General features: G+C 60.7%; 14 protein-coding genes. 8 read left to right on the top strand and 6 right to left on the bottom strand.

Annotation, left to right across the window (positions count from 1 at the left end):
• The first annotated feature begins 54 nt into the window (after window positions 1-54).
• The 3 genes from aroC (at window position 55) to B9Z50_RS07220 (ending at window position 3,317) form a co-directional block, all read left to right on the top strand.
• Window positions 55-1,152 carry a chorismate synthase gene (gene aroC, locus B9Z50_RS07230; RefSeq protein ID WP_108362979.1) on the top strand — a complete coding sequence of 366 codons (1,098 nt, stop codon included), beginning with the start codon at window positions 55-57 and terminating at the stop codon, window positions 1,150-1,152.
• Between the two features lie 3 nt (window positions 1,153-1,155).
• Window positions 1,156-2,337 (top strand): MFS transporter, encoded by a 1,182-nt coding sequence (locus B9Z50_RS07225; protein ID WP_108362978.1) that lies wholly within the window; start codon window positions 1,156-1,158, stop codon window positions 2,335-2,337.
• A gap of 104 nt (window positions 2,338-2,441) precedes the next feature.
• Entirely contained in the window at window positions 2,442-3,317 is an 876-nt protein-coding gene (locus B9Z50_RS07220) for an alpha/beta fold hydrolase (RefSeq protein WP_233249800.1), read from the top strand.
• 9 nt (window positions 3,318-3,326) lie between these two features.
• Here the strand turns inward: B9Z50_RS07220 and B9Z50_RS17930 are convergent, their stop codons facing one another.
• The 4 genes from B9Z50_RS17930 to map form a co-directional block, all read right to left on the bottom strand.
• A complete protein-coding gene (locus B9Z50_RS17930) occupies window positions 3,327-3,647 on the bottom strand; it encodes a flavin reductase family protein (RefSeq protein ID WP_233249799.1) in 321 nt (106 codons plus the stop codon).
• A 61-nt stretch (window positions 3,648-3,708) separates the two neighbouring features.
• On the bottom strand, window positions 3,709-4,632 hold the full coding sequence (locus B9Z50_RS07210; protein ID WP_108362977.1) for an aldo/keto reductase family oxidoreductase: 924 nt from the start codon (window positions 4,630-4,632) through the stop codon (window positions 3,709-3,711).
• Between the two features lie 242 nt (window positions 4,633-4,874).
• Entirely contained in the window at window positions 4,875-7,523 is a 2,649-nt protein-coding gene (locus B9Z50_RS07200; protein WP_108363649.1) for a [protein-PII] uridylyltransferase, read from the bottom strand.
• Between the two features lie 19 nt (window positions 7,524-7,542).
• Window positions 7,543-8,364: a type I methionyl aminopeptidase gene (gene map / locus B9Z50_RS07195; RefSeq protein ID WP_108362976.1), complete on the bottom strand. Its 822-nt coding sequence runs from the start codon at window positions 8,362-8,364 to the stop codon at window positions 7,543-7,545.
• 134 nt (window positions 8,365-8,498) lie between these two features.
• Here map and B9Z50_RS07190 point away from each other — a divergent pair, with 134 nt between their 5' ends.
• From B9Z50_RS07190 to B9Z50_RS07180, 3 genes are read left to right on the top strand one after another with little or no spacing between them, the layout of a single operon-like run.
• On the top strand, window positions 8,499-9,185 hold the full coding sequence (locus tag B9Z50_RS07190) for a GntR family transcriptional regulator (RefSeq protein ID WP_108362975.1): 687 nt from the start codon (window positions 8,499-8,501) through the stop codon (window positions 9,183-9,185).
• Complete coding sequence (locus B9Z50_RS07185; RefSeq protein ID WP_108362974.1) at window positions 9,182-10,054, top strand: phytanoyl-CoA dioxygenase family protein; 873 nt, start codon at window positions 9,182-9,184, stop codon at window positions 10,052-10,054. Before B9Z50_RS07190 ends, B9Z50_RS07185 begins: the two co-directional genes overlap by 4 nt.
• Window positions 10,051-11,394: an NAD(P)H-dependent oxidoreductase gene (locus B9Z50_RS07180; RefSeq protein ID WP_108362973.1), complete on the top strand. Its 1,344-nt coding sequence runs from the start codon at window positions 10,051-10,053 to the stop codon at window positions 11,392-11,394. The genes B9Z50_RS07185 and B9Z50_RS07180 overlap by 4 nt, the downstream gene beginning before the upstream one ends.
• A 116-nt stretch (window positions 11,395-11,510) precedes the next feature.
• Here the strand turns inward: B9Z50_RS07180 and B9Z50_RS07175 are convergent, their stop codons facing one another.
• Together B9Z50_RS07175 and B9Z50_RS07170 are read right to left on the bottom strand one after the other, a co-directional pair.
• Window positions 11,511-11,780, bottom strand: coding sequence for a type II toxin-antitoxin system RelE/ParE family toxin (locus B9Z50_RS07175; protein ID WP_108362972.1), 270 nt, complete (start codon window positions 11,778-11,780; stop codon window positions 11,511-11,513).
• Window positions 11,773-12,033 carry a CopG family ribbon-helix-helix protein gene (locus B9Z50_RS07170; RefSeq protein ID WP_108362971.1) on the bottom strand — a complete coding sequence of 87 codons (261 nt, stop codon included), beginning with the start codon at window positions 12,031-12,033 and terminating at the stop codon, window positions 11,773-11,775. The genes B9Z50_RS07175 and B9Z50_RS07170 overlap by 8 nt, the downstream gene beginning before the upstream one ends.
• Window positions 12,034-12,247: 214 nt before the next feature.
• Here B9Z50_RS07170 and purL point away from each other — a divergent pair, with 214 nt between their 5' ends.
• Window positions 12,248-16,438 (top strand): phosphoribosylformylglycinamidine synthase, encoded by a 4,191-nt coding sequence (gene purL / locus B9Z50_RS07165; RefSeq protein ID WP_108362970.1) that lies wholly within the window; start codon window positions 12,248-12,250, stop codon window positions 16,436-16,438.
• A gap of 12 nt (window positions 16,439-16,450) precedes the next feature.
• The gene (locus B9Z50_RS07160) at window positions 16,451-19,855 is read left to right on the top strand and encodes a DEAD/DEAH box helicase (protein ID WP_108362969.1); all 3,405 of its coding nucleotides are present in this window, start codon (window positions 16,451-16,453) and stop codon (window positions 19,853-19,855) included.
• Window positions 19,856-19,857: the final 2 nt, after the last annotated feature.

The following is a 19,857-nucleotide window of genomic DNA, read 5'->3' as shown; positions in this document are numbered from 1 at the left end:
GCGATTGCCCCCGTGCCCTCCAAACGAGGGCCGGGCTCTGGGATAATCCAGCACATGAGCGGCAATACCTTCGGACAACTTTTTTCGGTCACCAACTTTGGTGAATCCCACGGCCCGGCCATTGGCTGCGTGATCGACGGCTGCCCTCCGGGCATGCCGCTGAGCGAGGCCGACATCCAGCCCGACCTGGACCGACGCCGACCCGGCACCAGCAAATTCGTCACCCAGCGCAACGAGCCCGATGCGGTACAAATCCTGTCAGGCGTTTACCAGGGCATGACCACCGGCACCCCGATTTGCCTGTTGATCAACAACACCGATCAGCGCAGCAAGGACTACGGCGACATTTTGCAAACTTTTCGCCCAGGTCATGCCGACTACACCTACTGGCGCAAATACGGCCTGCGCGACCCGCGTGGTGGTGGCCGCTCGTCGGCACGCCTCACGGCGCCTATGGTGGCTGCTGGGGCGGTGGCCAAGAAGTGGCTCAAAGAAAAATTTGGCACCACCTTTGTGGGCTGCATGACCCAGATCGGTGATGTGCCGATTGGTTTTGAAAGCTGGGACCATGTGCAGGGCAACCCGTTTTTTGCCCCGGTGGCCGATGTGTCGACTCTGGAGGACTACATGAGCGCCCTGCGCAAATCGGGCGATTCCTGCGGTGCCCGTTTGCGCGTGGTGGCGCGGGGCGTGCCCGTGGGCTTGGGCCAGCCGCTGTTTGACAAGATCGACGCCGACATCGCCTACGCCATGATGGGCATCAACGCGGTCAAAGGTGTGGAAATTGGCGCTGGCTTTGGCTGCGTCACGCAAAAAGGCAGCACCGCAGGTGACTCGCTCTCGCCGGACGGCTTTGTGGGCAACAACGCGGGCGGTGTGCTGGGTGGCATCAGCACCGGACAAGACATCGAGGTGTCCATCGCCATCAAGCCCACCAGTTCGATCCTGATCGCCCGCGATTCGATTGATTCAGCAGGCCAGTCCACCGAGGTCATCACCAAGGGCCGGCATGACCCGTGTGTGGGCATCCGAGCCACCCCGATTGCCGAGGCCATGCTGGCGCTGGTGGTCATGGAACACGCCTTACAGCACCGCGCCCAATGCGGCGATGTCGTGCACGACTTGCCGCCTATTGCTGCCGCCAAGCCTTAAGGCATGACGCCACGTCGTCAGCTCATGCCCTTTGCCGCGCTGTCGGCCAGTTACTTCGCGCACATCGGTTTTTTCAACCCCTATCTGCCCCTGTGGTTGCAGGACATGGGGCTGAGCTTGCTCACCATCAGCGTGCTCACCGCCGTGCAGGCCACCACGCGTTTGTTCGCACCCTACGCCTGGGGGGCCATCAGCGACCGCACGGGTGAGCGGGTCAAACTGTTGCGAATCGGAGCAGGTGTGGCGTTTGCCACGGCTTGCCTTCTTTTTTGGGATTGGGGCCCTGTGGGTTTGGGCTTGATTTTGCTGCTGATGTTCACCCACACCAGTGCCATGATGCCCATGAGCGAGGCGGCCATGGCGCACTTGGTCAGCCAAAACGGCTCTTTTGACAGCAAGCGTTACGGCCGTGTGCGCCTGTGGGGTTCTTTGGGTTTTCTGGTCACGGTGTTTTTGGCCGGGGCTTGGTTCGAAGCCTTTGGCATGAAGCATTTCCCGGGCTGGACGGTGCTCAGCTTGGCTGCCGTGCTGCTAAGCGTGTGGTGGATGCCCGACATCAAGGAAGCGGCGCATCAGGTGCGCGAGCATGTGTCGGTCATGCCCGTTCTGCGGCAAAAGCCGGTGCAGTGGTTTTTTGCCTCCACGTTTTTTCATGTGCTGTCACACATTGGCATCTACGTTTTTTTCTCGCTGTACCTCGATTCTTTGGGTTACAGCAAAACCATGATCGGCGTGCTGTGGGCCTTGTCGGTGGCAGTGGAGGTGGTCTGGTTTTTCACCCAGTCGCGCTGGCTTCCGCGTGTGCCATTGACCGGCTGGCTGGTGGCCTGCTCGGGCGTCATGCTGGTGCGCATGGGCATGACGGCCGCTTGGGCCGATGTGTTGTGGGTCTTGCTTTTGGCGCAAACCTTGCACGCCATCACCTTTGCCACGCACCACACGGTGTGCATCACCCTGATTTCTCAACATTTTCCAGGGCGCTTGCGCGGTCGTGGGCAGGCGCTTTACACCGTGGTGGCCTATGGCTTGCCGGGGGTGATTGGGGCTTTGTTGGGCGGTTTGCTCAGCGAGCGCTGGGGATTGCAGAGTGTGTTTGTGGCCAGCATCGTCACCAGCGCTTTTGCCACTGCTGCTGCATGGAAGGTTTGGCGTTTGCAACACCCCAATCTCAAGGTTCCCAGTTGAACTGCCTGGGCCGTCAACTGACAGCTTCTCGCTGGAGCCGATGGCCTTTTTAAAACCCATTCATTCGACCATTGTTTTTGCGTTGTTGATGCCATTTCAGACCTATGCCAGTTGCAGTTTTGCCTGATTTTTTGCCCCACGATCTGGCCGCCGCTTTGGCCGGTGGCGAGCGCCATGAGACTTCTTTCGCATCGGCCCGGATGGTGTGGCATGCGTGGGGGGATGTCGCTGCGCCAACATTGGCCCTTTTGCATGGCGGCAGTGGCAGCTGGACGCATTGGCTGCGCTGCATTGCCCCGCTGCGCGATGCAGGCTGGCGCGTGTTGGTGCCCGACTTACCGGGTTTTGGCGACTCGGACTTGCCTCAGGGCTGCACCGATGTGGATGACTTGCCTGCCCATTTGCATGCGGGTCTTGCGCAATTGCAAGCCGCTGGGGTGTGCGCCGGACAGCTGAGTGTGGCGGGGTTTTCTTTTGGGGGGATGGCCGGGGCTTTGTGGTTGGCCGAGCACCCCCAAGACGCCGTGCAATTGGTGCTGGTGGGCGCGCCCGGCATGGGCCTGACGGTGCCCGATCGGATCCCGCTCAAAGGCTGGCGGCATTTGTCTGTGCCTCAAGCGCAAGAAGCGGTACACCGCCACAACCTGATGGCCCTCATGCTGCACGCCCCACAAGCCTTGGACGAGTTGGCCTTGCACCTGCACACGGCCAATGTGCAGCGCGACCGCATGCCGCGCAGGCGTCTGTCATCGAGCGACATCGTTGCGCGGACTTTGCCGAAGTTGTCCGCCCGGGTGAGCGCGATTTTTGGGGAGCAAGACGCCCTGTACCGGGGGCGCTTGTCGCAGCTGGCTGATGCCATGCCGACCATGGCACGCCATTGGGGCCATTGGCAAGTGGTGCCGGGCGCTGGCCACTGGGTGCAGTACGAGGCGGCAGATCCGTTTCTGGCAGCTCTACGCCAGGCACTCCGAGCGTGAGTACCCCGATCAAAACAACAGCATGTGGGCGGCCACCAGTGCCAAAAACCCGGCAAAGGCCAATTGCAGTTTGCGTTTGTCTATGCGCTGGGACAGGCGTGCCCCCCAGTTGGCAAACACGATGCTGACTGCTTTGCGCATGCTCCACAAAACCAGTCGGGGCTCTAAAGAGACCGACGAAAAGGAGTTGCAGGTCATGCCCCAATCGCTGCCTTGCCAGTGTGAGGTGACCACGGTGACCCCGGTGGCAAAACAGGACAAGGCTTTGCGGTATTCAGCCGGGTCCGGAGGGATGGGGCTCGCCGCTCCCAGGGTTTGGGTAGCGGTCAAGGCTTCGGGCAGGGTGCGCTTGGCGAACTTTCAAAAACAATGAGGCAGCCAAGCGACTGTTTCAGGGGACTTCGTGACCGTTGGCCAACTCGTAGAGCTCGTACCAGGTCTGGCGGTCCATGGGGACGCGGGCGGCGTCGCCAAAGCAGGCGATGCGATCGAGTTGGTTGGAGCCCATGACGGGCAGGACGCCCACCGGGTGGTGCATCAGCCAGGCCATGGCCACGGCGGTGGTGTCTGTGCCTGCAGCGCTGGCCAAAGAAGTCAGTTTGGGGGCCAGTCGTGTAGCGGCAGTGCCGGGCGTGCTCGCTTGCGAATGCAAACGTCCGCCACCGAGCGGCGACCAGGCCATCACCGGCATGCGGTGTTGCTGTGCATGCGCCAGTTGACCATTGATGAAGGGGGCCGTGTGCAACAGGCTCAGCTCCAGTTGGTTGGTTTGCAGCTTGTGCTTCATGCACGACTGCAGCAAATCCACGTCCCAGGGCATGAAGTTGGAAACGCCCACGCCACGGAGCTTGCCGCTGTCCATCAAACCATCCAGGCAGGCGCCCAGTTCCTGGGCATCCATCAGCGGGTCCGGGCGGTGGATGAGCAGCAAATCGATCACGTCCACGCCGATGCGCGAGAGCGAGCGCTCAACGCTGGCCGTGACGTGGGCAGCGCTGGTGTCGTAGTGTTTGACCCGCGTGCTTGGCCACTGCGACGACAGCAGCATGATGTCGGTCTTGGTGACAATCTCGATTTGGCTCTTGAGGCTGGGGCGGGCCTTGATGGCTTCGCCAAACAGGGCCTCGCAGCGGTAGTCGCCATAAATGTCAGCGTGGTCAAAGGTGGTGATGCCTTGTGCCAGGCAGGCGTCAATGCGGGCCAGGTTGGCGCTGACCGAGTGGTCTTGCGCCTCCGATAAACGCCACACGCCATAGGCCATGCGGCTGAGGCTGCGCCCATTGGGCAAGGTTGTGCGGCCGATGTCTGAATTCATTTGCGGACTCCTGTGCCCAAAGGGGTGGGCGGTGTTTGGGCCGGAACACGGCCATATTCTTGGGCTAGGGACACGGTTTTGAGCTGCGGCAAAACTTTGGTGCCGAAGATCTCGCATTCCTGCAGATCATTCCAGGGCATGTTGGCGAATTTCGCGGCCTTTTTCATTGTCCCGTTGAGACTTCAGATCGGCCTCGGATTTTCGCGCTTTGTCATCGGTGCTGACGCCCGAAGCAGACGTATTCAGGCCGGCTGCAAGGCATGCAGCAACTCGGTTTCGATCTCGATTTGCGCTCGGTTGTGCTGCAAGGCGGGTCCGCTGATGAGGAAGGTGTCTTCAACCCGCTCACCCAAGGTGCTGATCTTGGCCAGGTGCAGGCGGATACCGTGCAGCGCCAGCACACGGGCCACGCGGTAGAGCAAACCAATGCGGTCACTGGCGGAGATGCTGAGCAGCCATTTTTGCCCTTGTTCATCCGGGTTCAGGGTCACCCGGGGTGTGACCGGGAAACTCTTGACGCGGCGCGAGACGCGGCCGCGAGACGGCGAGGGCAGGGGGCCTTCTTGCTCCAGGAGTTTGGTCAGGTTCGACTCGACCATGGTCATGAGTTCACGGTAATGCTCGGGCAGCATGGGCGTGACAATTTGGAAGGTGTCCAGTGCCCACCCTGTGCGTGTGGTGTGGATTTTGGCGTCCAAAATACTGAAGCCCGATTGGTCAAAGTGACCACAAATGCGGGCGAACAAATCCGATTGGTCGGGCGTGTAGACCAGCACCTGCAACCCCTCACCGACCGGTGAGGGCCTGGCGCGCACGATGGTGCGGGTTTGATCGGGCGTGTGCAGGGCCACTTGGCGCGAGAGCTGACGCGCATGCCAGGCGATGTCAGAAGCATCGTGGCGCATGAAGTAGCTCACCTCCAAGGTGTCCCACAAGGCTTTGTGACCCTCGTGGGGCTGGGCTTGTCGGGCCAACTCGATCAGGGCTTCACGTTTGCGCGCTTCCACCTCGGCATTGGCATCGGGGGCACGGCCACCCAGCACCCGCAGGCTTGACTTGTACAGGTCCTCCAACAGCTTGCCTTTCCAGGCATTCCAGACCTTGGGGCTGGTGCCCCGGATGTCGGCCACGGTGAGCAGGTACAGGGCCGTCAAACGGCGCTCATCGCCCACGCGCTGGGCAAAACGGGTGATGACTTCGGGGTTGCCCAGATCTTCCTTTTGCGCCACGCGGCTCATGGTTAAGTGTTCACTGACCAGGAACTCGATCAGCTGCGCGTCTTCCTTGCCTATCTGGTGCTGGCGGCAAAAGGTGCGCACCTCGGCGCAGCCCAGCTGCGAGTGGTCGCCGCCGCGCCCTTTGGCGATGTCGTGGAACAAGGCGGCCGCGTACAAGATCCAGGGCTTGTCCCAGCCGCTGGCCAGTTGGGAGCAAAAGGGGTACTCGTGCGTGTGCTCGGCCATGAAAAAGCGCCGCACATTGCGCAGCACCATCAGGATGTGCTGGTCAACGGTGTAGGCGTGAAACAGGTCGTGCTGCATCTGGCCCACGATGCGCCGAAACACCCATAGGTAGCGCCCGAGCACCGAGGTTTCGTTCATCAGGCGCATGGCATGGGTGATGCCCTGGGGCTGCTGGAGGATCTGCAAAAACGTTTGGCGGTTGACAGGGTCGGCGCGAAAGCGTCCGTTCATGATGGCGCGCACGTTGTACAGCGCCCGCAGCGTGCGGGCCGACAGGCCTTTGAGGCCAGGTGTGGCCTGGTAGAGCAAAAAGGTTTCGAGGATGGCGTGCGGGTGCTTTTGGTACAAGTCGTCACTGGCCACTTCGATCAGCCCGGCCTTTTCAAAAAAGCGCTCATTCAAGGGGCGAAAGTGATCGATGCTCTCGCCGCGCTCGGTTTTGAGGCGGTCTTCGATGTTGAGCAACAAGATCTGGTTGAGCTGCGTGACCGCCTTGGCCGCCCAATAGTATTGGCGCATCAGTTTTTCACTGGCGCGCAATGCCAGTCGGCCTTCGGGCGTGATGTCCGAGGCATAGCCAAAGCTTTCAGCGACGTTCGTTTGCAGGTCAAACACCAGTCGGTCTTCGCGGCGCTTGGCTTGCAGGTGCAAGCGGGCGCGAATCAGACCCAGCAAGGCTTCGTTGCGCTTGATTTGGCGCGCCTCCAGCGGCGTGGCCAAGCCTTTGCGGGCCAACTCGTCCCAACTCTGGCCCAAACCTGCCGCGCGGGCCACCCACAAAATCATCTGCAGGTCGCGCAAGCCGCCGGGGGACTCTTTGCAGTTGGGCTCCAAGGCGTAGGGGGTTTTGTCGAACTTGGTGTGACGCTGGTGCATTTCCAGGGTCTTGGCCACCAAGAAGGCCTGCGGGTCCATGGCGGCCTGAAATTGCATTTGGAACTCGGTGAACAGTGGGGTGTTGCCCGTCACCCGTCGCGACTCCAGCAAAGAGGTTTGCACCGTGATGTCCTTGGCCGATTCGGCCAGGCACTCGTCCAAGCTTCGCACACTGGCGCCAATTTCCAGGCCTGTGTCCCAGCAACTGCCAATGAAGCGCTCGAGCTGTGCCTGCAACTTTGGGTCGGCCTCCGGGGTTTGGCCGGAGGGCAGCAACACCAGCACATCCACATCGGAGTGGGGAAACAACTCGGCGCGCCCAAAACCGCCAACCGCCACCAGGGCCAGTTCGGCGGCGAAACCCGCGTTTTGCCACAACTCGATCAGCAAGCCATCGGCCAGAATGGCCAATTGTTTGAGGGTCTGTTTGAGGCCTCGCACGGACGCGCCACTGTTGGCCAAGCCCTGCAAAACGGTTGCTTTGTCGCTTTTGTAGGTTTCTCTCAGGGCAGCCAGATCGGCTGGAGCGGCCACATCGGGTAAGACTGGCATGAGGGCCGGGGCACGCATCTCAGGCCGAAGCTGGAGCTTGAGCGTTCACAAAGATGGGCACGGCCGGGGAGCCTGCCGAAACGGTGAGCACTTCGTAGCCGGTTTCGGTCACCAGCACCGTGTGCTCCCATTGGGCCGACAGTGAATGGTCTTTGGTGACGATGGTCCAGCCGTCGCCCATTTCCTTGATGTCGCGCTTGCCCGCGTTGATCATCGGCTCGATAGTAAACACCATGCCCGCCACCAATTGGGTCAGGGTGCCGGGTTTGCCGTAGTGCAGGACTTGGGGCTCTTCGTGGAACACGCGGCCGATGCCGTGGCCGCAAAACTCGCGCACCACTGAAAAGCCATGGCCTTCTGCAAACCTTTGGATGGCGTGGCCGATGTCGCCCAAGTGGGCGCCGGGTTTGACCATCTCAATGCCTTTCCACATGGCGTCGTAGGTCAGTGTGGCCAGTCGCTTGGCCGCAATCGAGGCCTCGCCCACATGGAACATGCGGCTGGTGTCGCCATGCCAGCCGTCCTTGATGACGGTGATGTCGATGTTCACCGAGTCGCCTTTTTTGAGCGGCTTGTCGTTCGGAATACCGTGGCAGACCTGGTGGTTGACCGAGGTGCAGATCGACTTGGGGTAGGGCTTGTAGCCCCCCGGTGCGTAGTTCAAAGGCGCTGGAATGGCTTGCTGGACATCGACGATGTAGTCGTGGCAGAGCTTGTCGAGTTCGTTGGTGGTGACACCCGGCTTGACGTAGGGGGTGATGAAGTCCAGAACTTCTGAGGCCAGGCGGCCTGCCACGCGCATCGCAGCGATGTCGTCGGTGTTTTTGATGGTGATGGTCATGGGGCGTGATTATCCCATTGGGGCTGAGCGCACGCCATGCATTCGCTGGAAAACCATCGCAGCAGCTTGATTCGGGCCTCTCGGGTAAATACCAATTCAGGTGCGACTTGTGCATTTGTATTCTGTATACAGACATGAAATCATCGCTCCTTCAACTCTGTGCAGCCCCTGATTTGGTTGAACAGGTCTACAGCCGCTTGCTTGATGCCATCAGCGAGGGGACATTGCCGCCAGGTGAGCGCCTGACGCAAGAAGACTTGGCCCAACGACTGGCCGTGTCGCGCCAGCCAGTCCTGCAGGCCCTTCGATTGCTGAAAAAAGACGGTTTTGTGGAAGACGCACCGGGCCGCGGTGTGCGCGTGACACAACTGGATGTGGGTTGGATCGCGCAGGTTTACCAAGTGCGTGGCAGTCTGGATGCCTTGGCCGTTCGGCTGGCAGCTGAGCGCGGGGCCCGGTTGGATGAAGAGGTGATGCGCTTGGGGCGCCTGGCCGAAAGCGGGCGCGATGTGCAAGCCATGATCCAGGCCGATTTGGCCTTTCACGGCGCCATTTACCAAGCCTCTGGCAATCCGCTCATCGCCCAAAGCATTGACCTGCACTGGCACCACCTCAAGCGCGTCATGGGCGCTGTCCTGCAGTCTTCGCAACAGCGCCAAACCGTGTGGGATGAACACCAAGCCATCGCCCAAGCGATTGCCGCAGGCGACGCCCACCTGGCGGTGCAACTGGTTCAAGAACACGCCCACGAGGCCAGCGTGCAACTCACGGCCCGGCTTTCCGAACAAATTCAACACCGAAAAACAGGAGCACCATCATGAGACTGACCCCCGAACAACTCGAACAATTTGACCGTGAGGGTTATTTGTTTTTCCCCGGCCTGTTCACGCCCGAAGAAACCAAAAACCTGACCGATGCTGTGCCCGAGTTGTACAGCCGCCGTGAGGCCTACAACGTGCGTGAAAAAGGCAGCGATGCGGTGCGCACCAACTTTGCGGCGCACATGTACAGCGAGCCCTTTGCCAAGCTGGCGCGACACCCCCGCATGATCGAGCCCGTGCAAGACCTGTTTGGCGAAGAGTTGTACATGCACCAGTTCAAGATCAACGGCAAGATGGCCTTTGAGGGTGATGTGTGGCAGTGGCACCAAGACTACGGCACTTGGCTGAACGACGACATGATGCCCACCGAGCGCGCCATGAACGTGGCGATTTTTCTGGACGACGTGAACGCCTTCAACGGCCCGCTCATGTTCATCCCCGGCAGCCACAAAAAGGGTGTGGTGGAAGCCAAACACGACCTCTCCACCACCAGTTATCCCTTGTGGACGGTGGACAACGACCTCATTGCCCAGTTGGTTGAGCGCGCAGGCGGCAAAGAAGGCGGCATCGTCAGCCCCACCGGGCCAGCAGGCTCGATGATCTTGTTCCACAGCTGCTTGGTGCACGCTTCGGCCAGCAACCTCTCGCCCTGGAACCGGGTGAGCGTGTACCTGAGCCTGTGCGCCGTGTCCAACCACATTCGCCGCCACAAGCGTCCCGAATACATCGCCCACCGCGACTTCACGCCCATCAGCTGCTTGCCTGACGACTGTCTGATCAACAGCTACCCGGTGGACTTGCCCTGGAAAGGGGGCATGCCCGAAAGTGCCCTGAAAACTTCGCTCGATGTTCTGAAAGACCCCGCATGAACTTACACGCCAAACTCCTGCAACGCGCCGCCGAAAACCGCCCCATCCGCATTGGCCTGATCGGCGCGGGCAAATTCGGCTCCATGTATCTGGCGCAGATTCCCCGCACGCCGGGTGTGCATTTGGTCGGCATTGCCGACCTCTCGCCCGACAACGCCCGCAGCAACCTGGCCCGCGTGGGCTGGAACCCAGAGCGCCTGAGCGCCACCAGCCTAGACGATGCCGTGAAAAACGGCACCACCCATGTGGGCGACGACTGGCAAAGCCTGGTGCGTCACCCGGCAGTAGACGTGATCGTCGAATGCACGGGATCGCCCCTGCATGCGGTCGACCACATTTTGGAAGCCTTCGCGAACCGCAAGCATGTGGTCAACGTCACGGTGGAGGCCGACGCCTTTTGTGGCCCCTTGCTGGCCACCCGCGCGCAAACAGCGGGGGTGGTGTATTCGCTGGCCTTCGGTGACCAGCCTGCGCTCATTTGCGATTTGGTGGACTGGGCCCGCACCTGCGGCTTTCCAGTCGTGGCCGCAGGCCGGGGCCACAAGTGGCTGCCGCACTTCTGTGAATCCACGCCTGAGACGGTGTGGGGCTATTACGGTCTCACGCCAGAGCAGGCCGAGCGCGGCGGGCTCAATCCCAAAATGTTCAACAGCTTTCTGGATGGCTCCAAGCCCTCTATCGAAAGCACAGCAGTGTCGAATGCCACCGGTTTGGGCGTGCCCAGCAACGGTTTGCTCTACCCGCCGGCCAGCGTGGAAGACATTCCTTATGTCACCCGCCCGATCTCGGAAGGCGGTGTGCTGGAACGCAAGGGCATGGTCGAGGTGATCTCGAGCCTGGAAACCGATGGCCGAAAAATCCCCTACGACATCCGCATGGGCGTGTGGGTCACGGTGCAGGCCGAGACCGACTACATCAAGAACTGCTTTGAAGAGTACAACGCCCACACCGACCCGTCGGGTCGTTACTTCACGCTCTATAAACGCTGGCATTTGATTGGCCTGGAAGTGGGCGTGAGTGTGGCCAGCGTCGCCCTGCGCAACGAACCCACGGGTGTGGCCATCGGCTGGAACGCCGACGTGGTGGCCACTGCCAAACGCGACTTGAAGCCCGGCGACATGCTGGACGGTGAGGGCGGCTACACCGTCTGGGGCAAGCTGCTGCCCGCAGCTACCTCCAAGCGCATGGGCGGCGTGCCGCTGGGCCTGGCACATGGCGTGAAAGTCATTCGCCCTGTGGCCAAGGGCCAGAGCCTGACTTGGGACGACGTGGCCATGGACACCAGCACCCACGCCTACAAAATTCGGCGCGAGATGGAGGCGACTTCGGTGCTGGGTTGATGGAGGGGTGACCTGAAAAGCCGTGCCGTGAGAGCTCCTCCTGCACGGCTTTTTGGGTCAGTAAGTGATAGCAAGACCTCGATCTTAAACTTGCAGGTATTGAACCGACCACGAGATCATTTGTTTTGCGCAGTGTGCAAGATCGTCAGAACTTGCACTTGATCTCCTTTGATCCGGTAAACCGCCAAGTAGTTCGGGTGCAGAACGAGTTCTTTGGTCCCGAATACACGACCTGAGCGGCCCAAACTTTGGTTTTTCAAAACTTCCAGCTTGTTGCGCAGTTCAATGACAAAAGTCTGCGCGCGATGCGGGTTGTCTCTTGCAATGAAATCGGCAATATCGTCGAGCCGTTTCAAAGCGCGGTTCGTCCAAATCAGATCACGCACCGTATTTGGCCATCACGTTTTTGACTTGCTCTGGTGAAGCGAAATCTCCGTTATCGGCTTCTGAAATCGCCGCTTCGATGTCTGAGATTTGCCAGCTTTGCTCGTTGAGGTAACTGGACAAGGCCTCTAAAGTGACAAAACTTTTCGTGCGAGAAGTGGCCTTCGCCAAGCCCTCGAGTCGCTCATACACGCTGACTGGCAACCGGACATTGATGGTTCGGGTCGTGGCTTCTTTGGAGGAGGGTGAAGACATGGCGTGGTTGTGTTGCTTGTAATACGCTGCATTGTATGAATGACGTTGCGACAGTCAAGTTTTGGTCGTCTTGTTTCACTTTGCCAGGAAGCTTTTCAGAACTGTTCGGCCAGCCTCAAATCAGGGTTTCCCCCGTTAAAATACCGCCTTTGCCGGCCAGCCCCAGTCAGCGGCCCCGGAATGACGGTTTTCTGTCTCTTTACAAGGCCACCCCGTGTCCCTGCACATCACGACTTTTGAAGGCGCCAGCGCCCTCAGCGACTTTCGTATTGCCCAGCTTTTGCCAAGTTTGGCGGACATTTCGCCGCAAATTCAGGGCATTTCAGCCCGTTTTGTGCATTTGGTGGCGACCGTTGCCCCATTGGGCGATGCCCAAAAGCAGACCCTTGCTGCACTGTTGACCTACGGCGAGCCTTACACCGGCCCGGTCGATGGCCCACTGATTGTGGTCAGCCCCCGCATCGGCACAGTGTCCCCTTGGGCGTCCAAGGCCACCGACATTGCCCACAACTGCGGCTTTGAGGTGCGCCGCGTTGAGCGCCTGACCGAATACCGTTTGACGCTCAAGTCGGGCTTGTTCAGCAGCGCCAAACTCTCAGCCGAGCAACTGGGCCAGGTGGCCGCCGTGTTGCATGACCGCATGACCGAGTCGGCCATGCCCAGCCGCGATGAGGCGGCGGCCTTGTTCACGGCCCTAGAGCCTGCACCCATGGACCATGTGGACGTGCTGGGCGGCGGGCGCGACGCTTTGGTGCTTGCCAACAAGGATTGGGGCCTGGCCTTGGCCGAAGATGAAATCGACTACTTGGTCACCGCCTTCACAGGCCTTGCGCGCAACCCCACCGATGTGGAGTTGATGATGTTCGCGCAGGCCAACAGCGAGCACTGCCGCCACAAGATTTTTAACGCCGAGTTCACCATCGACGGCGTGGCCCAGCCCAAGAGCCTGTTCGGCATGATCCGTAACACGCACCAGCTCAGCCCCCAGCACACGGTGGTGGCCTATTCGGACAACGCTTCGGTGATGGAAGGCCACACCGTGGAGCGTTTTGTGGCCAGAACTTCAGGGCAGGGCGCCGCTTACCAGAGCGAACAAGCCTTGCACCATGTGCTCATGAAGGTCGAGACGCACAACCACCCGACTGCAATTTCGCCATTCCCCGGCGCATCGACTGGCGCGGGCGGCGAGATCCGCGACGAGGGCGCGACGGGTCGCGGCTCCAAGCCCAAGGCGGGTTTGTCGGGTTTCACCGTGTCCAAAATTTGGGGCGGCATGTCGGACCAAGCGGGTGGCAAGCCCGAGCACATCGCCAGCCCGCTGCAGATCATGACCGAAGGCCCGCTGGGCGGCGCGGCGTTCAACAACGAGTTTGGCCGCCCCAATTTGCTGGGCTATTTCCGCGAATACGAGCAGACCGTGGACGGCGTGGTGCGTGGTTACCACAAGCCCATCATGATCGCGGGCGGTCTGGGCCAGATCGACGCGGAGCAAACCCAAAAGATCGAATTCCCTGCGGGCAGCTTGCTGATCCAGCTTGGCGGCCCCGGCATGCGCATCGGCATGGGCGGCAGCGCGGCCAGCTCCATGGCCTCCGGCACCAACGCCGCGAATCTGGACTTTGACTCGGTGCAGCGCGGCAACCCCGAGATCGAGCGCCGGGCGCAAGAGGTCATCAACCACTGCTGGGCGCAGGGTGCCAACAACCCGATTCTGGCCATCCACGACGTGGGAGCAGGTGGTTTGTCCAACGCCTTTCCTGAGTTGACCAATGACGCAGGTCGTGGCGCACGCTTTGATTTGCGCGCCGTTAAGCTCGAAGAATCGGGCCTGTCACCCAAAGAAATCTGGTCCAACGAGAGCCAGGAACGCTATGTGATGGCGATTGCGCCCGAGTCTTTGGCGCAGTTCACTGCCTTTTGTGAGCGCGAACGCTGCCCATTTGCGGTGATTGGTGTGGCGACCGAAGAGCGCCAGCTGGTCTTGGCCGATGAGCCTTTGCCGATTGATCCCGCTTTGCGTGGCCCAACCGGCTCTGCAGAAAATGGATCGCCACGCTTCGCTCGCGATGACGAAAGTGCTGTCATCGCAAGCGAAGCACGGCAATCCATGGATCACTTCCCACCTCACGATGGTGGCACTGTCATGGCGAGCGAAGCGCGGCAATCCAGTTCAGTGCCCGTCGACATGCCGATGAACGTGTTGCTGGGAAAGCCGCCCAAAATGCACCGCGATGTGAAGACTGTGGTGCGTCAGTCGCCTGCCATGGACTTGACGGGCGTCTCGCTGCAACAAGCCGTGATCGACGTGCTGAGCCACCCCACCGTGGCGTCCAAGCGCTTTTTGATCACCATCGGCGACCGCGCAGTCGGAGGCCTCACGCACCGTGACCAGATGGTCGGCCCTTGGCAAGTGCCCGTGGCCGACGTGGCCGTGACGCTGGCCGATTACCAAGGCTTTGCCGGTGAAGCCATGAGCATGGGCGAGCGCACGCCGCTGGCCTCGCTCAACGCCGCAGCGTCTGGCCGCATGGCCGTGGCCGAAGCCATCACCAATTTGCTGGCCGCGCCCATCGAGCTGCCCCGCGTCAAGATGTCGGCCAACTGGATGGCCGCCTGCGGCGAGCCCGGCGAGGACGCTGCTTTGTATGAAACCGTCAAGGCCGTGGGCATGGAACTGTGCCCGGCGCTCGACATCTCGATCCCGGTGGGCAAAGACAGCTTGTCGATGCGCACCCAGTGGACCGTACCGAAGGGCGATTCAAGTTCCGAGGGTGAGACCCGCAAGGTCACTTCACCCGTCAGTCTGATCATCACCGCCTTTGCCAGCCTGAGCGATGTGCGCGGCACGTTCACGCCACAGCTGGACGCGCAAGAGGCCGACACCAGCTTGCTGCTGATCGACCTGGGTCAAGGACGCAACCGCATGGGCGGCAGCGTGCTGGGCCAGGTGCTGGGCCAGTTTGGCGACAGCGTGCCCGATCTGGAAGAGCCACAAGCGCTGGTCAGTTTGGTCCAGGCCATCAACACCTTGCGGGCGCAAGGCCAGATCCTCGCCTACCACGACCGCAGCGACGGCGGCTTGCTCGCCGCTGTGGCCGAGATGGCTTTTGCAGGCCATGTGGGCGTGGCGCTCAATGTGGACATGCTGGTGACCGAGGGCGACGGCATCACCGACAGCCGCGCAGATCACGGCGACGCCAAGAACTGGGCCGGCCAGGTCAGCGCCCGCCGCGACGAACTCACGCTCAAAGCCCTGTTCAACGAAGAACTGGGCGTAGTGCTGCAGGTGCGCACGACCGAGCGCAACGCGGTGTTGCAAACCTTGCGCGAACACGGCCTGTCCAAACACACGCATGTGATCGGCAAGACCCGCCCCGTGCAATCGACCATCCAAAAAGGCGTGGGCGAGCTGAGTGTGTGGCGCGACACCAAAGAGGTGTTTGCGGCCAAGCTGGAAGACCTGCACCAGGTCTGGGACAGCGTGAGCTGGAAGATTTGCCAGCAGCGCGACAACCCCTCCTGCGCCGATGCCGAACATGCCGCTGCGGGCCGCGCTGATGACCCCGGCATGCATGTGGCGCTCAGCTTTGATCCGTCTGAAAATGTGGCCGCGCCGTTTTTGAATTTGTCGCGCCCCAAGGTGGCGATCCTGCGCGAGCAGGGCGTCAACTCGCATGTGGAAATGGCTTACGCCTTCCACACAGCCGGTTTTGAGTCGCACGACGTGCACATGACCGACCTGCAATCGGGCCGTGCCAACTTGGCCGACTTCCAGGGCCTGGTCGCTTGCGGGGGCTTCAGCTACGGCGACACTTTGGGCGCTGGCATCGGCTGGGCGCGTTCCATCACCTTCAACCCCGCTTTGGCTGAGCAATTCAAAGGCTTCTTTGGCCGCACAGACACCTTTGGTTTGGGCGTGTGCAATGGCTGCCAGATGTTCGCGGAACTCGCCGACATCATCCCCGGCGCGCAAGATTGGCCGCGTTTCACCACCAACCAGAGCGAGCGCTTCGAAGCGCGTCTGTCGATGGTCGAGGTGCTGGAGTCGCCCAGCTTGTTCTTGCAAGGCATGGCAGGCAGCCGCTTGCCGATTGCGGTGGCGCACGGCGAAGGCTTTGCCAACTTCAAACACCGGGGCAACCCAGCCCAAGCCATTGGCGCCATGCGCTTTGTGGACAACCACGGCCAGGCCACCGAGCAGTACCCGTTCAACCCCAACGGCAGTGCGGGTGGTTTGACAGCGGTGACCACGGCCGACGGCCGCTTCACGGCCATGATGCCGCACCCCGAGCGCGTGTTCCGAAATGTGCAAATGAGCTGGACAGACCTGGCCAAGTCGGGTGGCATCAACGCCACCAGCCCATGGCTGCGTGTGTGGCAAAACGCCCGCAAGTGGGTGGGTTGATGTGTTGATCGCATGAAGTCCAACAACTCGGCTCAGTGGTTCCCGCCCTCGCAACTGGCTTTTTACTTTGACCAGGGTGCTTGGTCACGCGGCACCACGTTGTACCTGCAAGACAAGGTGCTGTCTTCGCATTTGACGCCCGACGGCGACGGCTGGCGTTTGCAGGGTCAAGTACAAGGCAACGATGTGCAGCCCTATTCGATCAATGCCGAGCTGCGCGTGAGCGCAGGCGGCAACTTGAGCGAGTGGCGCAGTGGCTGTACCTGCCCGGTGGGCCGATACTGCAAGCATGGCGCTGCTCTGGGCATTTTGGCCTCGATGCAAGGCTTGGCGCTGCTCAATGAATGGGGGCCAAACGGTCCCTCGCCCGAGGCGCTGGAGCGCCGCGCGCAAATGGAAAAAGAGCGGGCGCTCAGCCACGCTGAATACCAAGTGCGCGACTGGCTGAACCGCCTGGAAAACGCCAACGGCCCGGCCGCCTATACTTTGCCCGGGAGCACCCACGACCAATTTGTGTACAGCTTGTCCGTGGTCCCATCCGCCTACAAACCCATCTTTCACTTGGCCGTCAAACGGGCCGCACAAAAGCGCAACGGTGAGTGGGGCAAAGCCAAAAAGCTCAGCAACGAACCTTCGCCGCACGACCCGATCTGGCAAACCAGCAGCACGCTGGATCGCGATATTTTTGACCTGATGAAAGCCTGTCCTGCTGCCAGCAGCTTCAGCTCTTATGGATTCCAAAGCCAGGTCAAGCTGCACGGCATGCCCGGCCATCTGTTGTTGCAACTGTGCAGCCAGACGGGCCGATTGGTGGCGGATGACGGCACGGCTTTGCGCTGGCAAGACGCACCCGAAGCCTTGATCGGCTCTTGGCGCGAGGTCAAAGGTGAAGAAAACTTGCCCGATGGTTGGCAGCTGAGCATGCAGCCGCAGCGCACGGGTGTGGTGTACGGCCTGAACGAGCCGCCTTTCTACATGGACACCGTATTGGGCATTTGTGGCCCGCTGGACACACAGGGGCTTTCTGCCAACGAATTGCAAATTTTGTCCAATTCGCCCGTGGTGCCTGAAAGCGTGGCGTTCAAGTTTCAAAACCAATTGCTCGAGCGCTTGGGGCCTGTGCCCTTGCCGCCCGTGATCCAAAAATTGCCGGAGATTCGCGGCGTCAAGCCCAGCGCCGTGCTCGACATCGCCCCCGTCAATTCGACTGACCGGGATTTGTTTGGCTTGTTCATGGCCGAGTTGACATTTGACTACGACGGACACCGTGGCTTTTGGCCGGGCACTCAAAGCCGGGTCATGGTCGGTCAGGGCCCACAAGCGCGCATGTTGATGCGTGATTTGCCCAGTGAGCTCCAAGTCTGGGAAGCGCTGGCCGCATTGGGCATGGTCCGGTTGGACGCGAACATGCTCGGTTTGCCTCCCTCGCAGTCTCAACAGCGCTGGCTGCAATGGCTGGAGAGTGACTTTGCGCCCCTGCGACAAGCAGGTTTGGATGTGCGTTTCATCTCGGGCGCAACCCCTTGGCTGCGCGAGGCAGACGATGTGCACGTTGATTTGTCGGGCGACGAAGAATCACCCGAAACCTCGCCTTGGTTCGACCTGTCTTTGGGCATGGACATCGATGGCCAACGGGTGAACATCTTGCCTTGGGTGCCTACGATTTTGACCACGTTGGCGCAGATCAGCAGCGCCACTGCCGAGGGCGACAAAGCCAAGCTGCCGCCATTTTTGTACTTGCCAGATTTGCAAGGCGAGGGTTTTGTGAAGCTGCCTACGGCGAAGATCGAGCCTTGGCTGAACACGCTCATGGAGCTGGTGTCGGAACGCGGACGCGACTGGAGCGGCGATGAATTGCGCTTGTCACGCCTGGAGGCCTTACGCACCGCTGCATCCTTGGGGGAGGACGTGGCTTGGGCGGGTGCCCAAAACCTGCTGAACCTGGTGCAGCAAATGCGCGGCCTCGACAGCCTGCCTGAGGTGCCTGCGCCCGCCAGTTTGCAAGCCATTTTGCGGCCTTACCAGCAGCAAGGCTTGAACTGGCTGCAGTTTTTGCGCACGCACCAACTGGCCGGTATCTTGGCCGACGACATGGGTCTGGGTAAAACTTTGCAGACCCTGGCGCACATCCTGACCGAAAAAGAAGCAGGTCGGCTCACACAGCCAGCGCTCATCGTGGCCCCGGTGAGTTTGCTCGGCAACTGGCAACGCGAAGCAACCCGCTTTTGCCCCAGTCTGCGCACGCACATCCACCATGGCCTGTTGCGGCATGACACAGCGCAAGACCTGATGGGGTTTGACATCGTGTTCACGGCATACTCTTTGCTGCACCGCGACCGCGAGCTGTGGACGGCCATCGATTGGCATATGTTGGTGCTGGACGAAGCGCAAAACATCAAGAACGCCAACACCCACGCCGCACAAACCGTGGGCGATATTGCAGCCAAACACCGCCTTTGCTTGTCGGGCACGCCCATGGAAAACCACTTGGGCGAGCTGTGGAGTCTGTTCCACTTTCTGATGCCGGGCTTTTTGGGCAGTCAAAAGCGCTTTGGTGAGCTGTTTCGAAACCCGATTGAGCGCCAAGGCAACAGTGAAAAAATGGACCAGCTGCGCAAGCGCATCACGCCCTTCATGCTGCGGCGCACCAAGGACGTGGTGGCCAGTGAGCTGCCACCCAAAATCGAAACCCTGATGCCTGTGCCGCTGCAGGGCCAACAGGCCGACCTGTACGAAACCATCCGTTTGGGCATGGAAAAAACCGTGCGCGACGCGCTCAACGCTCAGGGCTTGGCCAAATCGCAAATCACGATTCTTGACGCACTGCTCAAGCTGCGCCAAGTGTGCTGCGACCCGCGCCTGCTCAAACTGGGCACGGCCAGCCAGGTGCAGCAATCGGCCAAGCTCGAGCAACTGCTGGACATGCTGCCCGAGATGGTGGCTGAAGGTCGCAAGATTTTGCTGTTTTCGCAGTTCACCCAAATGCTCAGTTTGATCGAGCAAGAACTCCCGCGTCTGGGCATCCCTTGGGTCAAACTCACCGGCCAGAGCAAAAACCGCGACACGATCATTGACCAGTTCACCAGCGGGCAGGTGCCACTGTTCCTCATCAGCCTCAAGGCTGGGGGCGTTGGCCTGAATTTGCCGCAGGCCGACACGGTGATCCACTACGACCCCTGGTGGAACCCCGCGGTGGAAAACCAGGCCACCGACCGTGCTCACCGCATCGGGCAGACGCAAAGCGTGTGGGTGCTCAAACTGGTGGCGCAAGGCACGATTGAAGAGCGCATGCTGGCCCTGCAAGAGCGCAAAGCCTTGCTGGCGCAAGACATGTATGCGGGTTCAGTGCAACGCAAGGAGCCGCTGTTTGGTGAGTCCGATTTGAATGAGCTCTTCAAGCCCCTGGACCCATCCTGACC

Source organism: Limnohabitans sp. Bal53 (assembly GCF_003063355.1).
Lineage (GTDB): Bacteria > Pseudomonadota > Gammaproteobacteria > Burkholderiales > Burkholderiaceae_C > Limnohabitans_A.
Note: the sequence above shows the minus strand (reverse complement) of the source record. Positions and strands in the feature narration are given on the sequence as shown.